Source organism: Microbacterium testaceum (assembly GCF_003075375.1).
GTDB classification, from domain to species: Bacteria; Actinomycetota; Actinomycetes; order Actinomycetales; family Microbacteriaceae; genus Microbacterium; species Microbacterium testaceum_E.
In genome coordinates this window covers 1-15134 of sequence record NZ_QDFT01000006.1, presented here as the reverse complement: position 1 = coordinate 15134, position 15134 = coordinate 1, and the positions used below count along the sequence as shown (strand labels likewise).

Below are 15134 nucleotides of genomic sequence, written 5' to 3'. Positions count from 1 at the left end.
GTGAGAGGCACGTGCGGCCCCACGCGGCGCGGTAGGGTCGGAGCGATCTGGGAGGACCAATGACCGACGCCGATGCCTCGACCATCCTGCAGGGGCTGCGCGGCAGCATCGACAACATCGACGCCGCGCTCATCTTCCTGCTCGCCGAGCGATTCCGTTGCACGAAGCAGGTCGGCGTCCTCAAGGCGAAGCACGGGATGCCGGCATCCGACCCCACTCGCGAAGAGCAGCAGATCGCGCGCCTCGTCCAGCTCGCCGAGCAGGCCGACCTCGATCCGGTGTTCGCCGAGAAGTGGTTCAACTTCGTGGTCGCCGAGGTCATCCGTCACCACCGATCCGCCGCGTCGGAGCCCGCGGGGGAGTCCGCCGCAGGCTGACGCGATCCGCACGACCGGACGAGACGACACGCCCGGGCCGACTCCTCGGGGCAGGATCCGCCGGGTGCCCCCCACGTCGGGGCACGCGGGCGCGCGTGCCACACGGCATCCGGAATCTCAAGGCGCGCGGTGATTTGCCAGGCGATCCATCACCGTGAAACGTTGGTGGAGGCCCGCTGAGGGCCGCCCACCCGACCAGTCCGCGGTCGTCGGTGCGGACTCGGGGGAGTCCGCGTCGCGAGCGTACGGTCGGCGGCCTGGGCGTGGGACCCGATGTCCGACGCCGACGCGCTCCACCCCCGCCGGAGCGCCGAGGGCTGCCACCCGGGCGTGACCGCTGCGGCCACCCGAAGGCCGTCGAGGTGCACACCGTGACCCATCCGCCTGCCCTTCAGGCTTCCACCCCCTCTGCGCCGGCGCTCTCGGCGAAGAACCTGTTCAAGGTCTTCGGGCGAGCACCGCAGGTCGCCGTCGACAAGCTCCGTTCCGGGGCGCGCCGCGACGAGATCTCCGATCTCGGGACCGCCGCCGTCATCGACGCGAGCTTCGACGTCCAGCCGGGCGAGATCTTCGTCATCATGGGCCTCTCCGGCTCGGGCAAGTCCACCATCATCCGCATGCTCAACGGCCTGCACGAGGCCACCGCGGGCACCGTCGAGGTGAAGGGCGACCCCCTGACCGGCGTCGGCTCCGCGCGCCTGCGGGGACTGCGCCGCGAGCGTCTCGCGATGGTCTTCCAGCACTTCGCGCTCCTGCCGCACCGCACGGTTGCGGCGAACGTCGCCTACCCCCTCGAACTGCGCGGCGTCGGAAAGGCCGAGCGGCTGGCCAAGGCCGACGAGATCCTCGCCCTCGTGGGTCTCGAGGGCTGGGGCGACAAGCTCCCCTCGGCCCTCTCGGGCGGGATGCAGCAGCGCGTCGGCATCGCCCGGGCGCTCGCCGCCGACACCGACATCCTGCTCATGGACGAGGCCTTCAGCGCCCTCGACCCGCTCATCCGGCGCGAGATGCAGGAGCAGCTGCTCGAACTGCAGCGGACGCTGAAGAAGACGATTGTCTTCATCACCCACGACCTCAACGAGGCCATGTTCCTCGGCGACCGCATCGCCGTCATGCGCGACGGGCGCATCGTGCAGATCGGCACGCCCGAGGACATCCTGACCGACCCGGCGAACGACTACGTCGAGCAGTTCGTGCAGGACGTCGACCGCGCCCGCGTGCTCACCGCCGGCAACGTCATGGAGCGTCCGCGTCCGCGCGTCGACGCCTCGGCCGGCCCGCGCACGGCGCTGCGCCAGATGCGGGACGCCTACATGTCGGCCGTCTACGTCACCGACCGCGATCGCAAACCCCTCGGCATCGTCACGGACCGGGATGCCATGAAGCTCGTGCGCGCGGGCGAGAACTCGCTGCTGTCGCGGCTGAAGCCGGTGCCGCAGAGCGTCCGCGAGGACGACGTGCTCATGGACCTGTTCGTCCCCTCGGTCGAGTCGCCGCTCCCGCTCGCCGTGCTCGACGCGGACGGACGCCTGAGCGGGGTCATCCCGCGCGTCACGCTCCTCGCCGCCCTCGGCCCCGGCCCCACCTCCACCGAGGAGATCACCGTGCTTCCCCACCCCCTGCCCTCCGCCGAGATCGACGCGGTGCTCGCCGACGCGGCACCGGCCGTCGAGAACGAGGCGGTGCGCTGATGGACGGCTTCCGCATCCCCGTCGGCGTCTGGGTCGACTCCGCGGTCGACTGGCTGCGCGACAACCTCTCGGGCCTGTTCGACGTGATCGCCGTCGTCGTGCGATTCCTCGTCGGCGGTCTCAGCGACGTGCTGCTGGCCGCCCCCATCGTCGTCGTGATCGTCGTCGCGGCGCTGCTGGCCTGGCTGCTGCGCTCATGGAAGCTCGCGCTCGGCACCGTCATCGGCTTCGCCCTCATCCTCGCGATGGGGCAGTGGGTCACCGCGATGCAGACGCTCGCCCTCGTGCTGGTGGCCACCGTCGTCGCGGTGGCGATCTCGGTGCCGCTGGGCATCTGGTCTGCGCGCAACCCGACGGTCCGCGCCGTGCTCAAGCCCATCCTCGACTTCATGCAGACGATGCCCGCCTTCGTCTACCTGATCCCCGCGATCACGTTCTTCAGCATCGGCGTCGTGCCGGGCGTGGTGTCGACCGTCATCTTCGCCCTGCCCCCGGGCGTGCGTCTGACCGAGCTCGGCATCCGCGGGGTGGACTCCGAGACCGTCGAGGCCGGACACGCCTTCGGGGCGACCCCCGGGCAGATCCTGCGCGGCATCCAGTTGCCCCTCGCGATGCCCACGATCATGGCGGGCGTCAACCAGGTCATCATGCTCGCGCTGTCGATGGCGGTCGTCGCGGGAATCGTCGGGGCGGACGGCCTCGGCAAAGAGGTCGTGCAATCGATCTCGACCGTCAACCTGCCCAAGGGCGTCGAGGCGGGCTTGAGCGTCGTCATCCTCGCGGTCTACCTCGACCGGCTCACCGCGGCCCTCGGCGATCGGGCCGACAACCGCGGCTCTCTGCTGGGTGTCCTGGCTCGGCGACGCACCGCGCGCTCCGCCGCGGTCGCCTCCACCGCCGCACCGTCCGTCGACACCACCGCAACGGATGCCGCGAGCGAGGCCGAGCGCGAGACGGCGTCACCGCGTCGCGCGCCGGTGTCGTCGGGGCGCTGAGCCCTCGGCATCCGGTCTCCTCTTTCTGCGCGTGAGGTGCGCAATCTCGGCACCTCACGCGCAGGAGCTCCCACGGAAATCACATACGAAACGGAAGAGAACACAGCAATGAACACGCGACACCTCACCTCAGCACTCGCCCTCGGAGCCGCGGGCGCCCTCGCCCTCGCCGGATGCGCCAGCGGCAACATGGCCGAAGGCGGCTCGGGCGGCGGCGGCGACAAGGGCACGATCACGCTCGGCTTCCTGCCGTCGTGGACCGACGGCCTGAGCACCGCCTACCTGCTCGAGGACCAGCTCGAGAAGCTCGGCTACTCGGTCGAGATGCAGACGCTCACGGAGGCGGGTCCCCTCTACACCGGTCTCGCCCAGGGCGACGTCGACATCTACCCCTCGGCGTGGCCCGAACTGACCCACAAGTCGTACATGGACCGCTACGGCGACGACATCGAGGACCTCGGGGCGTACTACGACAACGCCAAGCTGACGATCGCCGTGCCCAGCTACGTCGACATCGACTCGATCGAGCAGCTGCAGGCCAACGCGGCGCGCTTCGACGGGCGCATCTACGGCATCGAGCCGGGCGCGGGGCTGACGAAGCAGACGCAGGAGACCATGTTGCCCGGCTACGGACTCGACGGCGACTTCGAGCTGGTCACCTCGTCGACCGCGGCGATGCTCACCGAGCTCGACAACGCGATCGCGGCGCAGAAGGACATCGCGGTCACGCTGTGGCGTCCCTTCTGGGCCAACGACGCCTACGACGTCAAGGACCTCGCCGACCCCCAGGGTCTGATGGGCGACCCCGAGGCGCTGCACTTCCTCGGCACCGCCGGCTTCGCCGAGAAGTACCCGGATGCCGCCGAGCTCATCGCCGGCATCCAGCTGGACGACGAGCAGTACGGCTCGCTCGAGGACCTCGTCGTCAACGAGTTCGGCGAGGGCCGCGAGGCCGAGGCGGTCGACGCGTGGCTGGAGCAGAACCCCGAGGCGTTCTCGACGCAGCGCAGCTGAGGCGGGTACGTGCGGCGGCCCCCTTCACCGGTGTGGTGGAGGGGGCCGTTGCAGTCCCCGCGAGACGGTCCCGCGCACCCGCCGCCACGGCTCGTCAGCGGATCGCGTGCGCGGCGGTGAATCGCGTGATGAAGCCGGGGTGCCCGGCGGGCATGGCCAGCACCGAGTCGGGCGTACGACCGGCCAGCTGCGGAAAGCCGGAGTCGGCGACGAGCTGGTCGTCGAGGACATCGAGTTCGGCGGTGACCAGGGGCCACGGCTCGTGACTGTTCGCCGCCCAGATCGTGCGGCCCAGGTGACGCTCGTGGAAACCCCACCGGGCGGTGAGGAACCGCGAGAGGTCGTCGTCCACCGTGTCGGTGCCGAGGGTGGCCCGCACCCGCGTGCCCGGGTACCCGCCACCGTGACGTCGCGAGCGGTATTCGATGCGCGCGCCGTCGGTGCGCACGCCCGCTCGCGCCCACCGGTAGGGCAGGCCGAACAACGCCTGGGCCGCGACGACCGGTGCGAGGTGCTCGGCCTCGAGCGTGCGGAACACGACCCCGCGACGACCCTCGTCGTCGATCGCGTAGGTGCGGACGTTGATCTCGGTGAAGGTGCCGACGAACGGCACCGGCGGCAGCGGAAGGAAGCGGAACTCGCTCAGCACGAACGGGACCAGACCCACCCACGCCGACCCGTCGTGCACATCGGGTCGCGTTCCGGGCGGCAACAGCGGCGCGACGTCGGCGGGATCCACCCGCCAGTGGACGAAGACCGCACGGTTCCAGCGCTGCGCGATGACGGCGCGGCCGGGAAGGTCGGGGGCATGGCGCTCGGTGATCACCGGCTCATTCTGACCCCGGCGTCACAGCGCGGGGGGAGACTGGACAGATGACCCCGTCGTCTGGTGCGGACCCCCGGCTCGTGGCATCCATCCGCGAACTCCTCGCCGCCCGGGGAGCGGGTAAGACGATCTGCCCGTCCGAGGCGGCGCGCGCGGTCGGCGGCGACGACTGGCGCGACCTCATGCAGCCGGCCCGCGACGCGGCCCACGAGCTGGTGGAGCGCGGCGAGGTCGAGGTCACGCAGAAGGGCGAGGTGGTCGACGTGACCACCGCGCGCGGGCCGGTGCGCATCCGGCGCAGGCGCTGAGCGCCGCTCAGGCGGCGGGCTCGGGCGGCGTCGTCGACGCCCGCGGCGCGGGGAGCTCGAGGGCGACCTTCTTCTCGAGCTCGTCGACCGCCTCGTCGCTGAGCCAGATCAGACCGTCGAGCTCTTCGCGCACGCGTCGGTAGGCGAGCTGCCGCTCGTTGGGAGTGGCTGCCTGGTCCGTGGCGACGGTGAGCAGCTGCTTGGCGGTGTCGAGGCGCTTGCGTTCGTCAGGAGAGAAGGCGGCGTCCTTGACGCGGCGCGCGTCGCGCTCGGCGACCTCGAAGGCCACCTCGTAGTCGGTGACCGCGTCGCGGTACTCGCGCAACCGGTCGGCGGGGAGTGTCTCGTCCGGGCGGGGACGCAGGTTGTCGGCGACCTTCTTCGCGCGCAGGAAGGCGGCGGTCAACGGCTGACGGCCGTCGCTCATCGCGGGGTAGGTGATGAGCTTCGTCGCGTCGAGCTCGTATTCGAGCCAGCGGTGCGTGACGTCGTCGTGCGACTGCTCGGCGCGTCGCTGACCGTCGCCGGCGGCGTCCAGGGCCGCGGGGGCGGCGGGGGCTTCGGCACGGGACCCCGCCTGAGCGGCGAGCAGTTCGAGCTGTTCCTTGTGGCGGCGGCGCGCGGTGACCTCACGGTGCTTCACACGGGCGTTGATCGCGCCCATCGTCATCCCGAAGAGCGGGAAGACGAGCCACCAGTAGTGGCCGGCGAAGTTCCAGAAGTCCTGCACGGCGCCATGCTACGCGCTCGCGCCGCGGCTGATCAGGGACGCGGGGGCTGCGGACGATCCCGTGCGGGCGGCGGCCAGGGGGTGCGTTCCGGCGCCGGCGGGGTGGACGCCCGAGCACCCTTGGACGCGCGTTTCGCGCCGCGCTCGGTCCAGCTGCGTGCCGCGGCGCGGCCCATCGACTCCATCGAGCGGGCGAGGGCTCGCTGGGCGGTTTCGGCGAGGTCGGATGCCACCCGACTCCACGCGTCGCTCCCCTCGATGCTCGGCGGGGTGCCGCCACGGGCCGCGCGCTCGGCGCGATCGAAAGCGTGAGCGGTGCGCCGCACCGCGTCGCGGTAGGCGAGGTAGTCGGCGGGCGCGAGGCGCGTCTGCACCGACGCGGGACGCACCCACTGCGCCCGCTCGTGCGCCCGAAGGAAGTCGGCCAGCAAGGGCGAACGCGAGTCGCTCATCGCCGGATAGTCGATCGCGAGGGCGGGATCGGTCTCGTAGGCCATCCACCTCGCGAGGATCGCGTCGTGCTCGGCGAGCAGGCGCGCGACCGGCAGCGGCGCACTGCCGGTGCGGATCGCGGGCAGCATGGCCTTGGCCGCCTTGAGCCCGGCTCGACGCGCGCGCACCTCGGCGACGGCGGCGCGCAGGTCGCGCTGCGCGTCGACCAATCGAGCGCGAGCGGCGGAGACGACGTCGTTCGAGACACGGGATGCCGCCCGCTCCGCCTGGGCGCGCACCACCTCGGCGTCGGCGACCTTGACGTCGGCGCGGCCGCGGGTGACGGCGTTGCGCGCCATCTGCAGGTCGAGGACGGCGGCATCCACCTCGAGGCGACGCGCGGCGCTCTTGCCCATCGGACGAGTGGCCCAGACGCGGACGGCGCGGTCACCGGTGGTCGTGGCGCCCGACGGGAGCGCGCGACGGCGGGAGCGGCGCACGCCGACCCAGCCGACGGTGCCCGCACCGGCCGCTGCCGGGCCGATCCACCACCACTCGGCGAACAGGGCCAGGAGCGGTTCCACGCCCCCATGCTACGTCGGGGCTCCGACAGTGGGCTGGGCGTCGGGCCGGAATCCGCAGAGGCGACCCGACCGCGCGCAACGGTTTCCGCCCGGGGTGGGGCCCCGCCGTGAGAGCGGGCGCGAGGGGTGTGAGATCGTATCCCGGTGAGGAACGGGACACGCGTGGAGCGACGGCGCGGGGCTCTTCTCACCCCCGGCCGGGTCATCGCCCTCGCGTTCGGCGGCGCCCTGGCGGTGGGGACCGCCCTGCTGAGCCTGCCGGTCGCGACCCAGGAGCGATCGGCGACCCTTCTCGAGGCCCTCTTCACGGCCACGAGCGCCCTGTGCGTCACCGGGCACATCGTGGTCGACACTCCGAACTTCTGGTCGCCGTTCGGTCAGGTCGTCATCATGGTCCTGATCCAGGTGGGTGGCTTCGGCGTCATGTCGCTGGCGACCCTGCTCGGTCTGCTCGTCGCGCGGCGGCTCGGGCTGCGGACCCGTCTGACCGCGGTGAGCGAGACCCACACGGTGGCGGTGGGCGACGTCCGTCGGGTGCTCACGGGGGTCGCGATCATCGCCCTGGCGACCGAGGCGGTCGTGGCCGTCCTGCTCGCCGGGCGGTTCTGGCTGGCGTACGACGAACCGTTCGCGCGGGCGGTGTGGCTGGGCGTCTTCCACTCGGTCTCGTCCTTCAACAACGCCGGATTCGCGCTGTTCAGCGACAGCCTCATCTCGTTCGCCACCGACCCGTTCATCTGCCTGCCGATCTGCGCGGCCATCATCATCGGCGGCCTCGGATTCCCCGTGATCATGGAGCTGTGGCGTCGCTACCGCTTCCCCCGCAAGTGGACGCTCAACACGGTCACCGTCCTGGTGGGATCCGTCGTGCTGCTGGTGGTCGGGACGGTGGTCCTCACCGCCCTGGAGTGGTCGAACCCGGCGACGCTCGGCCCCCTGGACCCCGCCGGGCGACTGCTCGCGGGATTCACGATGTCGGTCATGCCGCGGACGGCGGGGTTCAACTCCATCGACGTCTCTCAGATGCTGCCCGAGAGCTGGTTCGTCACCGACATCCTCATGTTCATCGGCGGTGGCCCGGCGGGTACCGCCGGCGGCCTCAAGATCACGACGTTCGCGGTCCTGCTGTTCATCGTGCTCGCCGAACTCCGTGGCGACACCGCGGTCAACATGTTCGGCAAGCGCCTGCCCCGCTCCACGCACCGCGAGGCGCTGACCGTCGCCCTGCTGTCGGTGGCCCTGGTCGTGGGGTCGACGCTCGCCATCATGCTGCTGAGCCCCTACGGATTCGAGCGCGTGTTCTTCGAGGTGGTGTCGGCCTTCGCCACGGTGGGCCTGTCGACCGGCATCACGGCGGATCTTCCTCCCCTCGCGCAGCTCATCCTCATCGCCCTGATGTTCATCGGCCGTCTCGGCCCCGTGCTGCTCGGCGCAGCCCTCGCGCTGACGCGCGAGAAGCGCATGTACGAACTCCCGAAGGAGCGTCCGATCATTGGATAACAACACGTTCTTCAGCCGTCGGCGGGCCCGCGGGAACGCGGCCACCTCGATCGCCGTCATCGGCCTCGGGCGCTTCGGCGGCGCGCTGGCCACCGAGCTCGCGCGCAGCGGCAGCGAGGTGCTCGGCGTCGACACCGACGAGGACATCGTCCAGTCGCTGAACGGCGTCCTGACGCACGTGGTGCGGGCCGACTCGACCAAGCAGGCGGCGCTCGAGCAGCTCGGCATCGCCGAGTTCGACCGGGTGGTGGTCGGCATCGGGTCCGACATCCAGGCGAGCATCCTCACCACCTCGCTGCTCAAGCGGATGGGAACGCGGTCGATCTGGGCCAAGGCGATCAGCGAACAGCACGGCCTGATCCTCGAGCAGCTCGGCATCGAGCACGTCGTCTACCCCGAAGCCGACATGGGACGCCGCGTGGCCCACCTCGTCCGGGGAGCCATGCTCGACTACGTCGAGTTCGATCGCGACCTCGTCGTCGCGAAGACCGTGGCTCCGCGCGAGCTGGTGGGTCAGACCCTCGAGCAGTCCGCGGTGCGCCGTCGCCACGGGGTGACGATCGTCAAGGTGCGCCACGCCGACGGGCAGTGGCACGCCGCGGGCGCGGCATCCGTCATTCACGAGGGCGACCTGCTGATCGTGATCGGCCCCGTGGAGAAGACCGAGCGCTTCGCCGCACTCGTGTAGCGCGGCCGTCGCCCTGCGCGCGAAGGTCCGTTCGCGCGGGCGTTCAGCCGAGGATGAGCGAGATGACCGTGGCGCCGCCGCCGGTGAGCACCAGCGCACCGATCACGATCCACGCGGTGATCTTGACGCGCTTCTGGCGTTTGTCGCTGAAGACGGTCATGTCGTCGTCGTCATCGGTCATCGCGCGTCTCCTCTCGGGGGAGTGTCGGGGGTGGGGCGGGGGTCACCGGTGCCGCGCGGACCGGAGCAGCCCGCGCGGCGAGCGGCTCAGGCGACGGGCTCGGTGATCGTCGGTCCGAAGACCGCCGGGAGCGTCTCGGTCGACAGGCGGCGCAGTTCGGACAGCGGCACCGTGAAGACGTCCTGGATCTCGAGGGATGCCTCGGTGCCCGGCTCGACGTCGGTCACGCCGATGCGCAGCACCGGGTAGCCGCGGCCATCGCACAGGCCGCGGAACTTGACGTCTTCTTCGCGGGGGACGCTGACCAGCACACGGCCGGTCGACTCGCTGAACAGGGCCGCGGTGGCATCCACCCCGTCGCGCTCCATGAGCTCGGTGAGCCACACGCGGGCTCCGATGCCGAAGCGCATCACGCCCTCGGCCAGGGCCTGCGCCAGGCCGCCCGACGAGAGGTCGTGCGCGCTCGAGACGAGCGACTGCGAACCGGCGGCCTGCAGCAGCTCGGCGAGCTTGCGCTCCTGCGCCAGGTCGACCCGGGGCGGGCGACCGCCGAGGTGGTCGTGGATCGTGCCCGCCCACTGCGAGCCGTCGAGCTCGTCGGCGGTGGTTCCGAGCAGGTAGAGGTTCTCGCCGGCATCCTGCCAGCCGCTCGGAATGCGCGCGGCGACGTCGTCGATGATGCCCATGACGCCCACGACGGGGGTCGGGTGGATCGGCTGGTCGCCCGTCTGGTTGTAGAACGACACGTTGCCGCCGGTGACCGGGATGCCGAGCTCGAGGCAGCCGTCGCTGAGACCCTCGACGGCACGGCTGAACTGCCACATGACCTCGGGGTTCTCGGGGCTGCCGAAGTTGAGGCAGTCGGTGACGGCCGTCGGGACGGCGCCCGTGACGGCGACGTTGCGGTAGGCCTCGGCGAGGGCGAGCTTGGCGCCGTTGTAGGGGTCGAGCTGGTTGTAACGGCCGTTGCAGTCGGTCGCGATCGCGAAGCCCAGGCCGCTCTCTTCGTCGACGCGGATCATGCCGGCGTCGTCGGGGAAGCTCAGCGCGGTGTTGCCGAGCACGTAGTAGTCGTACTGGTTGGTGATCCACGAGGTGTCGGCGAGGTTGGGGCTGGCGACCAGGGTGGTGAACTGCGCGCGGAGGGTGTCGGCATCCGTCGCCCGTTCCAGCTTCGCGGCGGTGTCGTCGTTGAGGGCGTTGATCCACGTGGGGTACGCCACGGGACGCTCGTAGACCGGGCCGTCGACGGCGACGGTCGAGGGGTCGACGTCGACGATGCGCTCGCCGTACCAGTCGATGACGAGACGGCCGTCGCCGGTGACCTCGCCCAGGACGCTCGTCTCGACGTCCCACTTGCCGACGACGGCGAGGAAAGCATCGAGCTTCTCGGGCGCGACGATCGCCATCATGCGCTCCTGCGACTCCGACATGAGGATCTCTTCGGGAGTGAGCGACGGGTCGCGCAGCAGCACCTTCGACAGCTCGACCTTCATGCCGCTGTCGCCGTTGGCGGCGAGCTCGCTCGTGGCGCACGAGATGCCCGCGGCCCCGAGGTCTTGAATCGCCTCGACCAGGTCGTCTTTGTAGAGCTCGAGGCAGCACTCGATGAGCACCTTCTCGGCGAACGGGTCGCCGACCTGCACCGCGGGGCGCTTGGTGGGTCCGCCGTCGGCGAAGGTGTCGGATGCCAGGATGCTCGCGCCGCCGATGCCGTCTCCGCCCGTGCGGGCACCGAAGAGCACGACCTTGTTGCCCACGCCGGTGGCGTTGGCGAGCTTGATGTCCTCGTGGCGCATGACGCCCACCGCGAGGGCGTTGACGAGCGGGTTGCCCTGGTAGACCGCGTCGAAGACCGTCTCGCCGCCGATGTTGGGCAGGCCCAGGCAGTTGCCGTAGAACGAGATGCCGCTCGTGACGCCGTGGACGACGCGCGGGGTGTCGGGGTGGTCGATCGCCCCGAAGCGCAACTGGTCCATGACCGCGACCGGACGCGCGCCCATCGAGATGATGTCGCGGACGATGCCGCCGACGCCGGTGGCCGCGCCCTGGAAGGGCTCGATGTAGCTGGGGTGGTTGTGCGACTCGACCTTGAAGGTGACGGCCCAGCCGTCGCCCACGTCGACGACGCCGGCGTTCTGGCCCATGCCCACCATGAGGCGGGTCTTCATCTCGTCGCTGACCTTCTGGCCGAACTGGCGCAGGTAGATCTTGCTCGACTTGTAGGAGCAGTGCTCGCTCCACATGACCGAGTACATCGCCAGCTCGCCGCTGGTGGGGCGGCGGCCGAGGATCTCGCGGATCTGGGCGTACTCGTCGCTCTTGAGGCCGAGGGCGCCGTAGGGCTGCTCTTTCTCGGGCGTGGCGATCGCGTTCTCGACGGTGTCGGCGAGGGCGGTACGGGCGGCGGGGTTCGGGGTGGTCACGCGGCTGAGCTCCAAGATCGCAGGGGCCGGACGGGAGTCAGTCTAGTTGGGCGCACCGACATCGCCCGGGCCGTGATCGAGGGCGCCGCCATAGGCTGGCCCCCGAGGATCCGGCGCACCGGGTGGGGAGGAACGCTCATGCGCGTCGTCATCGCCCCCGACAAGTTCAAGGGCACGCTCACGGCCCGCGAGGCGGCGGAGGCCATGGCCCTCGCCGTCCACGACCGCTGGCCCGACGCGGAGATCCGCGTCATCCCCATGGCCGACGGCGGCGACGGCACGCTCGAAGCCCTCGGCGGGGCGAACCGCCGGGACACCGTGACCGGCCCGCTCGGCCGCCCCGTCCGAGCCGCCTGGCGCCTCGACGCCGATGCGGCCGTGATCGAGTCGGCGGCGGCATCCGGTCTGGTCCTCGCCGGGGGACGGGATGCCAACGACCCCTGGGCCGCGACCAGCCGCGGTGTCGGCGAGCTCATCGCCCTCGCCCTGGACGCGGGCGCCAGGCGCGTGGTCGCCGGGATGGGCGGCTCGGCGATGACCGACGGCGGACGCGGCGCGCTCGACGCGCTGGGCGATCGCGTCCCCTTCCGCCCGGGCCGGGTCGTGGTGCTCACCGATACGACCACGGCCTTCACCGACGCGGCGCGCGTCTTCGGAACGCAGAAGGGGGCCGATGCGGCGATGGTCGAGCGCCTGACGGCGCGGCTCGAGACGGATGCCGTGGAGTGGGCCGAGCGCTTCGGCCGCGACGTCCGCGAGGTGCCGCGCACCGGGGCGGCCGGGGGTCTCTCGGGCGCGTTGCTCGCCGCCGGAGCGGAGGTGGTCGACGGGGCCGCCCACGTCGCCGAGGTGGCCGGACTCGGCGAGGCGCTGCGCGGAGCGGATCTCGTCCTCACCGGCGAGGGGGCGTTCGACGCGACCTCGCTCGCGGGCAAGGGTCCCGGCCACGTGCTCGCGCTCGCCGCGGCCGGCGGTGTGACGGCCGTGGTGGTCGCCGGGGTCGTCGCCGACGACGCCCGGGCGCGGGGTGTGGTCTCGGTCGCCGAGGTGGTCGGCATCCGTCGTGCTTTTCAACAGCCGGCGGAGGCCGTTCGCGTCGCCACGGCGCGGGCGCTCGCGGCGATCGGCGACTGAGGACTGCCGGTCGGCCCCATCCGCGCGCGTTTCTCGGAGAAACGCACCGATCTCGGAGGAAAGCCGCCGAATCGTCCGAGAACCGTGCACTTCTCCCGAGAAACGGGGGATGCCGGTGGGCAGGTTCCGCCGGGGACGAGCCTGCTGTGGTGGTGAGCATGCGTCGCGAGGAAGCGCGCGGGCCGGCCCGATCCGCGCGCGTTCCTCGGAGAAACGCACCGATCTCGGAGAATCGCGGGGGATTTCTCCGAGAAACGCGCGATTCTCCGAGAAACGTGCGGTGCGTCGAGAGCGCGGGCGCCCCGCCGGCGGGGCGCCCGCGGACTCAGGCCGTCTTGGCGATGCGCACGCGGATGTCCTTCATCAGCGGCTGATCGCTCTGCCGGCTGTAGTCGTCCGGGCCGAGAAGCACGTTCATCTCGGGGAAGTACCCGGCGGCGCTGCCGCGCGGGGTGTCGTACTCGAGTGCGCGGAACGCCGTGATGCTGCGGACCGACCCGTCGCGCGAGGTCGCGACGATGTCGACCAGGTCGCCCTCGGCGATGCCGCGCTCCTTCATGTCGCGCCGGTTCATGAAGACGAGCTCGCGGATGTTGCGCACGCCGCGGTAGCGGTCGTCGGCCGAGTAGATCGTGGTGTTCCACTGGTCGTGCGAGCGCATGGTCTGCAGCACCAGCACGTCGGCTTCTTCGGGGATGACGTTCGGAAGGTCGGCGTGCGAGAACTCCGCCTTGCCCGAGGGCGTGCGGAAGTCGCGCTCGCGCGCGGGCTGCGGGATGCGGAAGCCGTACTTCTGGCGCACGAGCTCGTTGAAGCCCTCGAAGCCGGGCAGCGCCTTGGCCATCACGTCGCGGATGCGGTCGTAGTCGCCGACGTACCACTCCCACGGGGTCGCCGACGCGGGCATCACGGCACGGGCGAGGCGGGCGATGATCTCGGGCTCGCTGAGCAGGTGGGGAGACGCCGGCTTGCGGGAGCCGAGCGAGAGCATGACGGAGCTCATGGCATCCTCGGTCGAGATCGACTGGGGACCGCTCTCTTGCTCGTCGCGCTCGGTGCGACCGAGGCACGGCAGGATCAGCGCCTCTTTGCCGTGCGTCAGGTGGCTGCGGTTGAGCTTGGTGCTGACGTGCACCGTCAGCTCGCACCGGCCCATGCCCTCGGCGGTCAGCTTGGTGTCGGGAGCCGCCCGCACGAAGTTGCCGCCCATGCCGAGGAACACCTTGAGGTCGCCGCGGTGCAGAGCGGCCACCGTGTGCACGGTGTCGAGGCCGGGCTCGCGCGGCGACGTGATGCCGCACACCTCGTCGAGCTTGGCGAGCCACTCCTCGGTCGGCTTGTGGTTGATGCCGCAGGTGCGATTGCCCTGCACGTTGCTGTGCCCGCGGACGGGCGAGGGGCCGGTGCCCTTGCGCCCGACGTTGCCGCGCAGGAGCAGCAGGTTGACGATCTCGCGAACGGTGTCGACGCCGTGCTGGTGCTGGCTCACGCCGAGGCACCAGCTGATGACGGTGCGCTTCGCGCCGAGGTAGACGTCGGCCGCGCCGCGGATCTCGGCCTCGGTGAGCCCGGCCTGCTCGACGAGCTCCGACCACGGCGTCGCCTCGACCATCGTGCGGTACTCGTCGAGTCCCGTCGTGTACCGGTCGAGGAAGTCCTGGTCGAGCGCGGTCGGATCGGTCTCGGATGCCTCGAACACGACCTTCGCCATGCCGCGGACGAGCGCGAGGTCGCCGCCCGGACGCACCTGCAGGTCGACCTGCTACCGCAGCGAGGCCGGCTCGTACGGCAAGGACACCCGCGGCATCATCCGCGTGCACCAGTTCAACAAGCTCGAGATGTTCGTCTACACCGATCCCGCGGATGCCGAGGCCGAGCACGATCGTCTCGTCGCCATGCAAGAGGGCATGCTGCAGGACCTCGGCCTGGCGTACCGGGTCATCGACGTCGCCGCCGGCGACCTCGGTTCGAGCGCGGCGCGCAAGTTCGACATCGAGGCGTGGGTCCCCACGCAGGACTCCTACCGCGAGTTGACCAGCACCTCGAACTGCACGACCTACCAGGCGCGCCGTCTCGAGACGCGGTTCCGCCCGGCGGACGGCGGCAAGACGCAGCCGGTCGCGACGCTGAACGGCACCCTCGCCACGACGCGCTGGATCGTGGCCTTGCTCGAGACGCACCAGCGCGCCGACGGGTCGGTGACGGTGCCCGAGGTGCTGCGTCCGTACCTCGGGCACCGTCACCGACC

General features: G+C 71.2%; 14 protein-coding genes and 1 pseudogene. 9 read left to right on the top strand and 6 right to left on the bottom strand.

Annotated elements, in window-relative coordinates; all coding sequences use genetic code 11:
* The first annotated feature begins 59 nt into the window (after window positions 1-59).
* From DC432_RS03650 to DC432_RS03635, 4 genes are all read left to right on the top strand, one after another.
* Window positions 60-377 carry a chorismate mutase gene (locus tag DC432_RS03650; RefSeq protein ID WP_116536732.1) on the top strand — a complete coding sequence of 106 codons (318 nt, stop codon included), beginning with the start codon at window positions 60-62 and terminating at the stop codon, window positions 375-377.
* 371 nt (window positions 378-748) lie between these two features.
* Window positions 749-2068: a quaternary amine ABC transporter ATP-binding protein gene (locus DC432_RS03645; RefSeq protein ID WP_116536805.1), complete on the top strand. Its 1320-nt coding sequence runs from the start codon at window positions 749-751 to the stop codon at window positions 2066-2068.
* Window positions 2068-3063, top strand: coding sequence for an ABC transporter permease (locus DC432_RS03640; RefSeq protein WP_116536731.1), 996 nt, complete (start codon window positions 2068-2070; stop codon window positions 3061-3063). Before DC432_RS03645 ends, DC432_RS03640 begins: the two co-directional genes overlap by 1 nt.
* A 108-nt stretch (window positions 3064-3171) precedes the next feature.
* Window positions 3172-4077 carry a glycine betaine ABC transporter substrate-binding protein gene (locus DC432_RS03635; protein WP_116536730.1) on the top strand — a complete coding sequence of 302 codons (906 nt, stop codon included), beginning with the start codon at window positions 3172-3174 and terminating at the stop codon, window positions 4075-4077.
* 94 nt (window positions 4078-4171) lie between these two features.
* Here DC432_RS03635 and DC432_RS03630 read toward each other — a convergent pair whose 3' ends face one another.
* The gene (locus tag DC432_RS03630) at window positions 4172-4903 is read right to left on the bottom strand and encodes a YqjF family protein (protein WP_116536729.1); all 732 of its coding nucleotides are present in this window, start codon (window positions 4901-4903) and stop codon (window positions 4172-4174) included.
* A gap of 47 nt (window positions 4904-4950) precedes the next feature.
* On the opposite strand from DC432_RS03630, the gene DC432_RS03625 reads away from it, so the two are divergent.
* Window positions 4951-5211, top strand: coding sequence for a DUF3253 domain-containing protein (locus DC432_RS03625; protein ID WP_108318779.1), 261 nt, complete (start codon window positions 4951-4953; stop codon window positions 5209-5211).
* A gap of 7 nt (window positions 5212-5218) precedes the next feature.
* Here DC432_RS03625 and DC432_RS03620 read toward each other — a convergent pair whose 3' ends face one another.
* Together DC432_RS03620 and DC432_RS03615 are read right to left on the bottom strand one after the other, a co-directional pair.
* Window positions 5219-5941, bottom strand: a complete 723-nt coding sequence (locus DC432_RS03620; protein WP_116536728.1) for a hypothetical protein — start codon at window positions 5939-5941, stop codon at window positions 5219-5221.
* Between the two features lie 32 nt (window positions 5942-5973).
* Window positions 5974-6957 (bottom strand): hypothetical protein, encoded by a 984-nt coding sequence (locus tag DC432_RS03615; RefSeq protein WP_116536727.1) that lies wholly within the window; start codon window positions 6955-6957, stop codon window positions 5974-5976.
* A 162-nt stretch (window positions 6958-7119) separates the two neighbouring features.
* Between DC432_RS03615 and DC432_RS03610 the strand changes: the two genes are divergently transcribed.
* Both DC432_RS03610 and DC432_RS03605 read left to right on the top strand, forming a co-directional pair.
* On the top strand, window positions 7120-8457 hold the full coding sequence (locus DC432_RS03610) for a TrkH family potassium uptake protein (protein WP_243393016.1): 1338 nt from the start codon (window positions 7120-7122) through the stop codon (window positions 8455-8457).
* Window positions 8450-9145, top strand: coding sequence for a potassium channel family protein (locus DC432_RS03605; protein ID WP_116536725.1), 696 nt, complete (start codon window positions 8450-8452; stop codon window positions 9143-9145). The genes DC432_RS03610 and DC432_RS03605 overlap by 8 nt, the downstream gene beginning before the upstream one ends.
* Before the next feature lie 43 nt (window positions 9146-9188).
* Here the strand turns inward: DC432_RS03605 and DC432_RS16325 are convergent, their stop codons facing one another.
* Both DC432_RS16325 and purL read right to left on the bottom strand, forming a co-directional pair.
* The gene (locus DC432_RS16325) at window positions 9189-9326 is read right to left on the bottom strand and encodes a hypothetical protein (protein WP_165801169.1); all 138 of its coding nucleotides are present in this window, start codon (window positions 9324-9326) and stop codon (window positions 9189-9191) included.
* 86 nt (window positions 9327-9412) lie between these two features.
* Window positions 9413-11752: a phosphoribosylformylglycinamidine synthase subunit PurL gene (purL, locus tag DC432_RS03600; RefSeq protein ID WP_116536724.1), complete on the bottom strand. Its 2340-nt coding sequence runs from the start codon at window positions 11750-11752 to the stop codon at window positions 9413-9415.
* Between the two features lie 138 nt (window positions 11753-11890).
* Between purL and DC432_RS03595 the strand changes: the two genes are divergently transcribed.
* Window positions 11891-12886, top strand: a complete 996-nt coding sequence (locus DC432_RS03595) for a glycerate kinase family protein (protein WP_116536723.1) — start codon at window positions 11891-11893, stop codon at window positions 12884-12886.
* Window positions 12887-13211: 325 nt separating this feature from the next.
* On the opposite strand, the gene DC432_RS03590 is transcribed toward DC432_RS03595, so the two are convergent.
* Complete coding sequence (locus DC432_RS03590; RefSeq protein ID WP_243393015.1) at window positions 13212-14597, bottom strand: molybdopterin dinucleotide binding domain-containing protein; 1386 nt, start codon at window positions 14595-14597, stop codon at window positions 13212-13214.
* A 43-nt stretch (window positions 14598-14640) separates the two neighbouring features.
* On the opposite strand from DC432_RS03590, the pseudogene DC432_RS03585 reads away from it, so the two are divergent.
* A pseudogene (locus DC432_RS03585) lies at window positions 14641-15134 on the top strand (aminoacyl--tRNA ligase-related protein); the annotation flags it as partial.

What these genes read in the sequence shown, in the direction of transcription:
- DC432_RS03595 (WP_116536723.1), top strand. Translation starts at nt 11,891, where the DNA reads ATGCGCGTCGTCATCGCCCCCGACAAGTTCAAGGGCACGCTCACGGCC.
- DC432_RS03640 (WP_116536731.1), top strand. Translation starts at nt 2,068, where the DNA reads ATGGACGGCTTCCGCATCCCCGTCGGCGTCTGGGTCGACTCCGCGGTC.
- DC432_RS03650 (WP_116536732.1), top strand. Translation starts at nt 60, where the DNA reads ATGACCGACGCCGATGCCTCGACCATCCTGCAGGGGCTGCGCGGCAGC.
- DC432_RS16325 (WP_165801169.1), bottom strand. Translation starts at nt 9,326, where the DNA reads ATGACCGATGACGACGACGACATGACCGTCTTCAGCGACAAACGCCAG.
- DC432_RS03635 (WP_116536730.1), top strand. Translation starts at nt 3,172, where the DNA reads ATGAACACGCGACACCTCACCTCAGCACTCGCCCTCGGAGCCGCGGGC.
- DC432_RS03625 (WP_108318779.1), top strand. Translation starts at nt 4,951, where the DNA reads ATGACCCCGTCGTCTGGTGCGGACCCCCGGCTCGTGGCATCCATCCGC.
- DC432_RS03590 (WP_243393015.1), bottom strand. Translation starts at nt 14,597, where the DNA reads ATGGCGAAGGTCGTGTTCGAGGCATCCGAGACCGATCCGACCGCGCTC.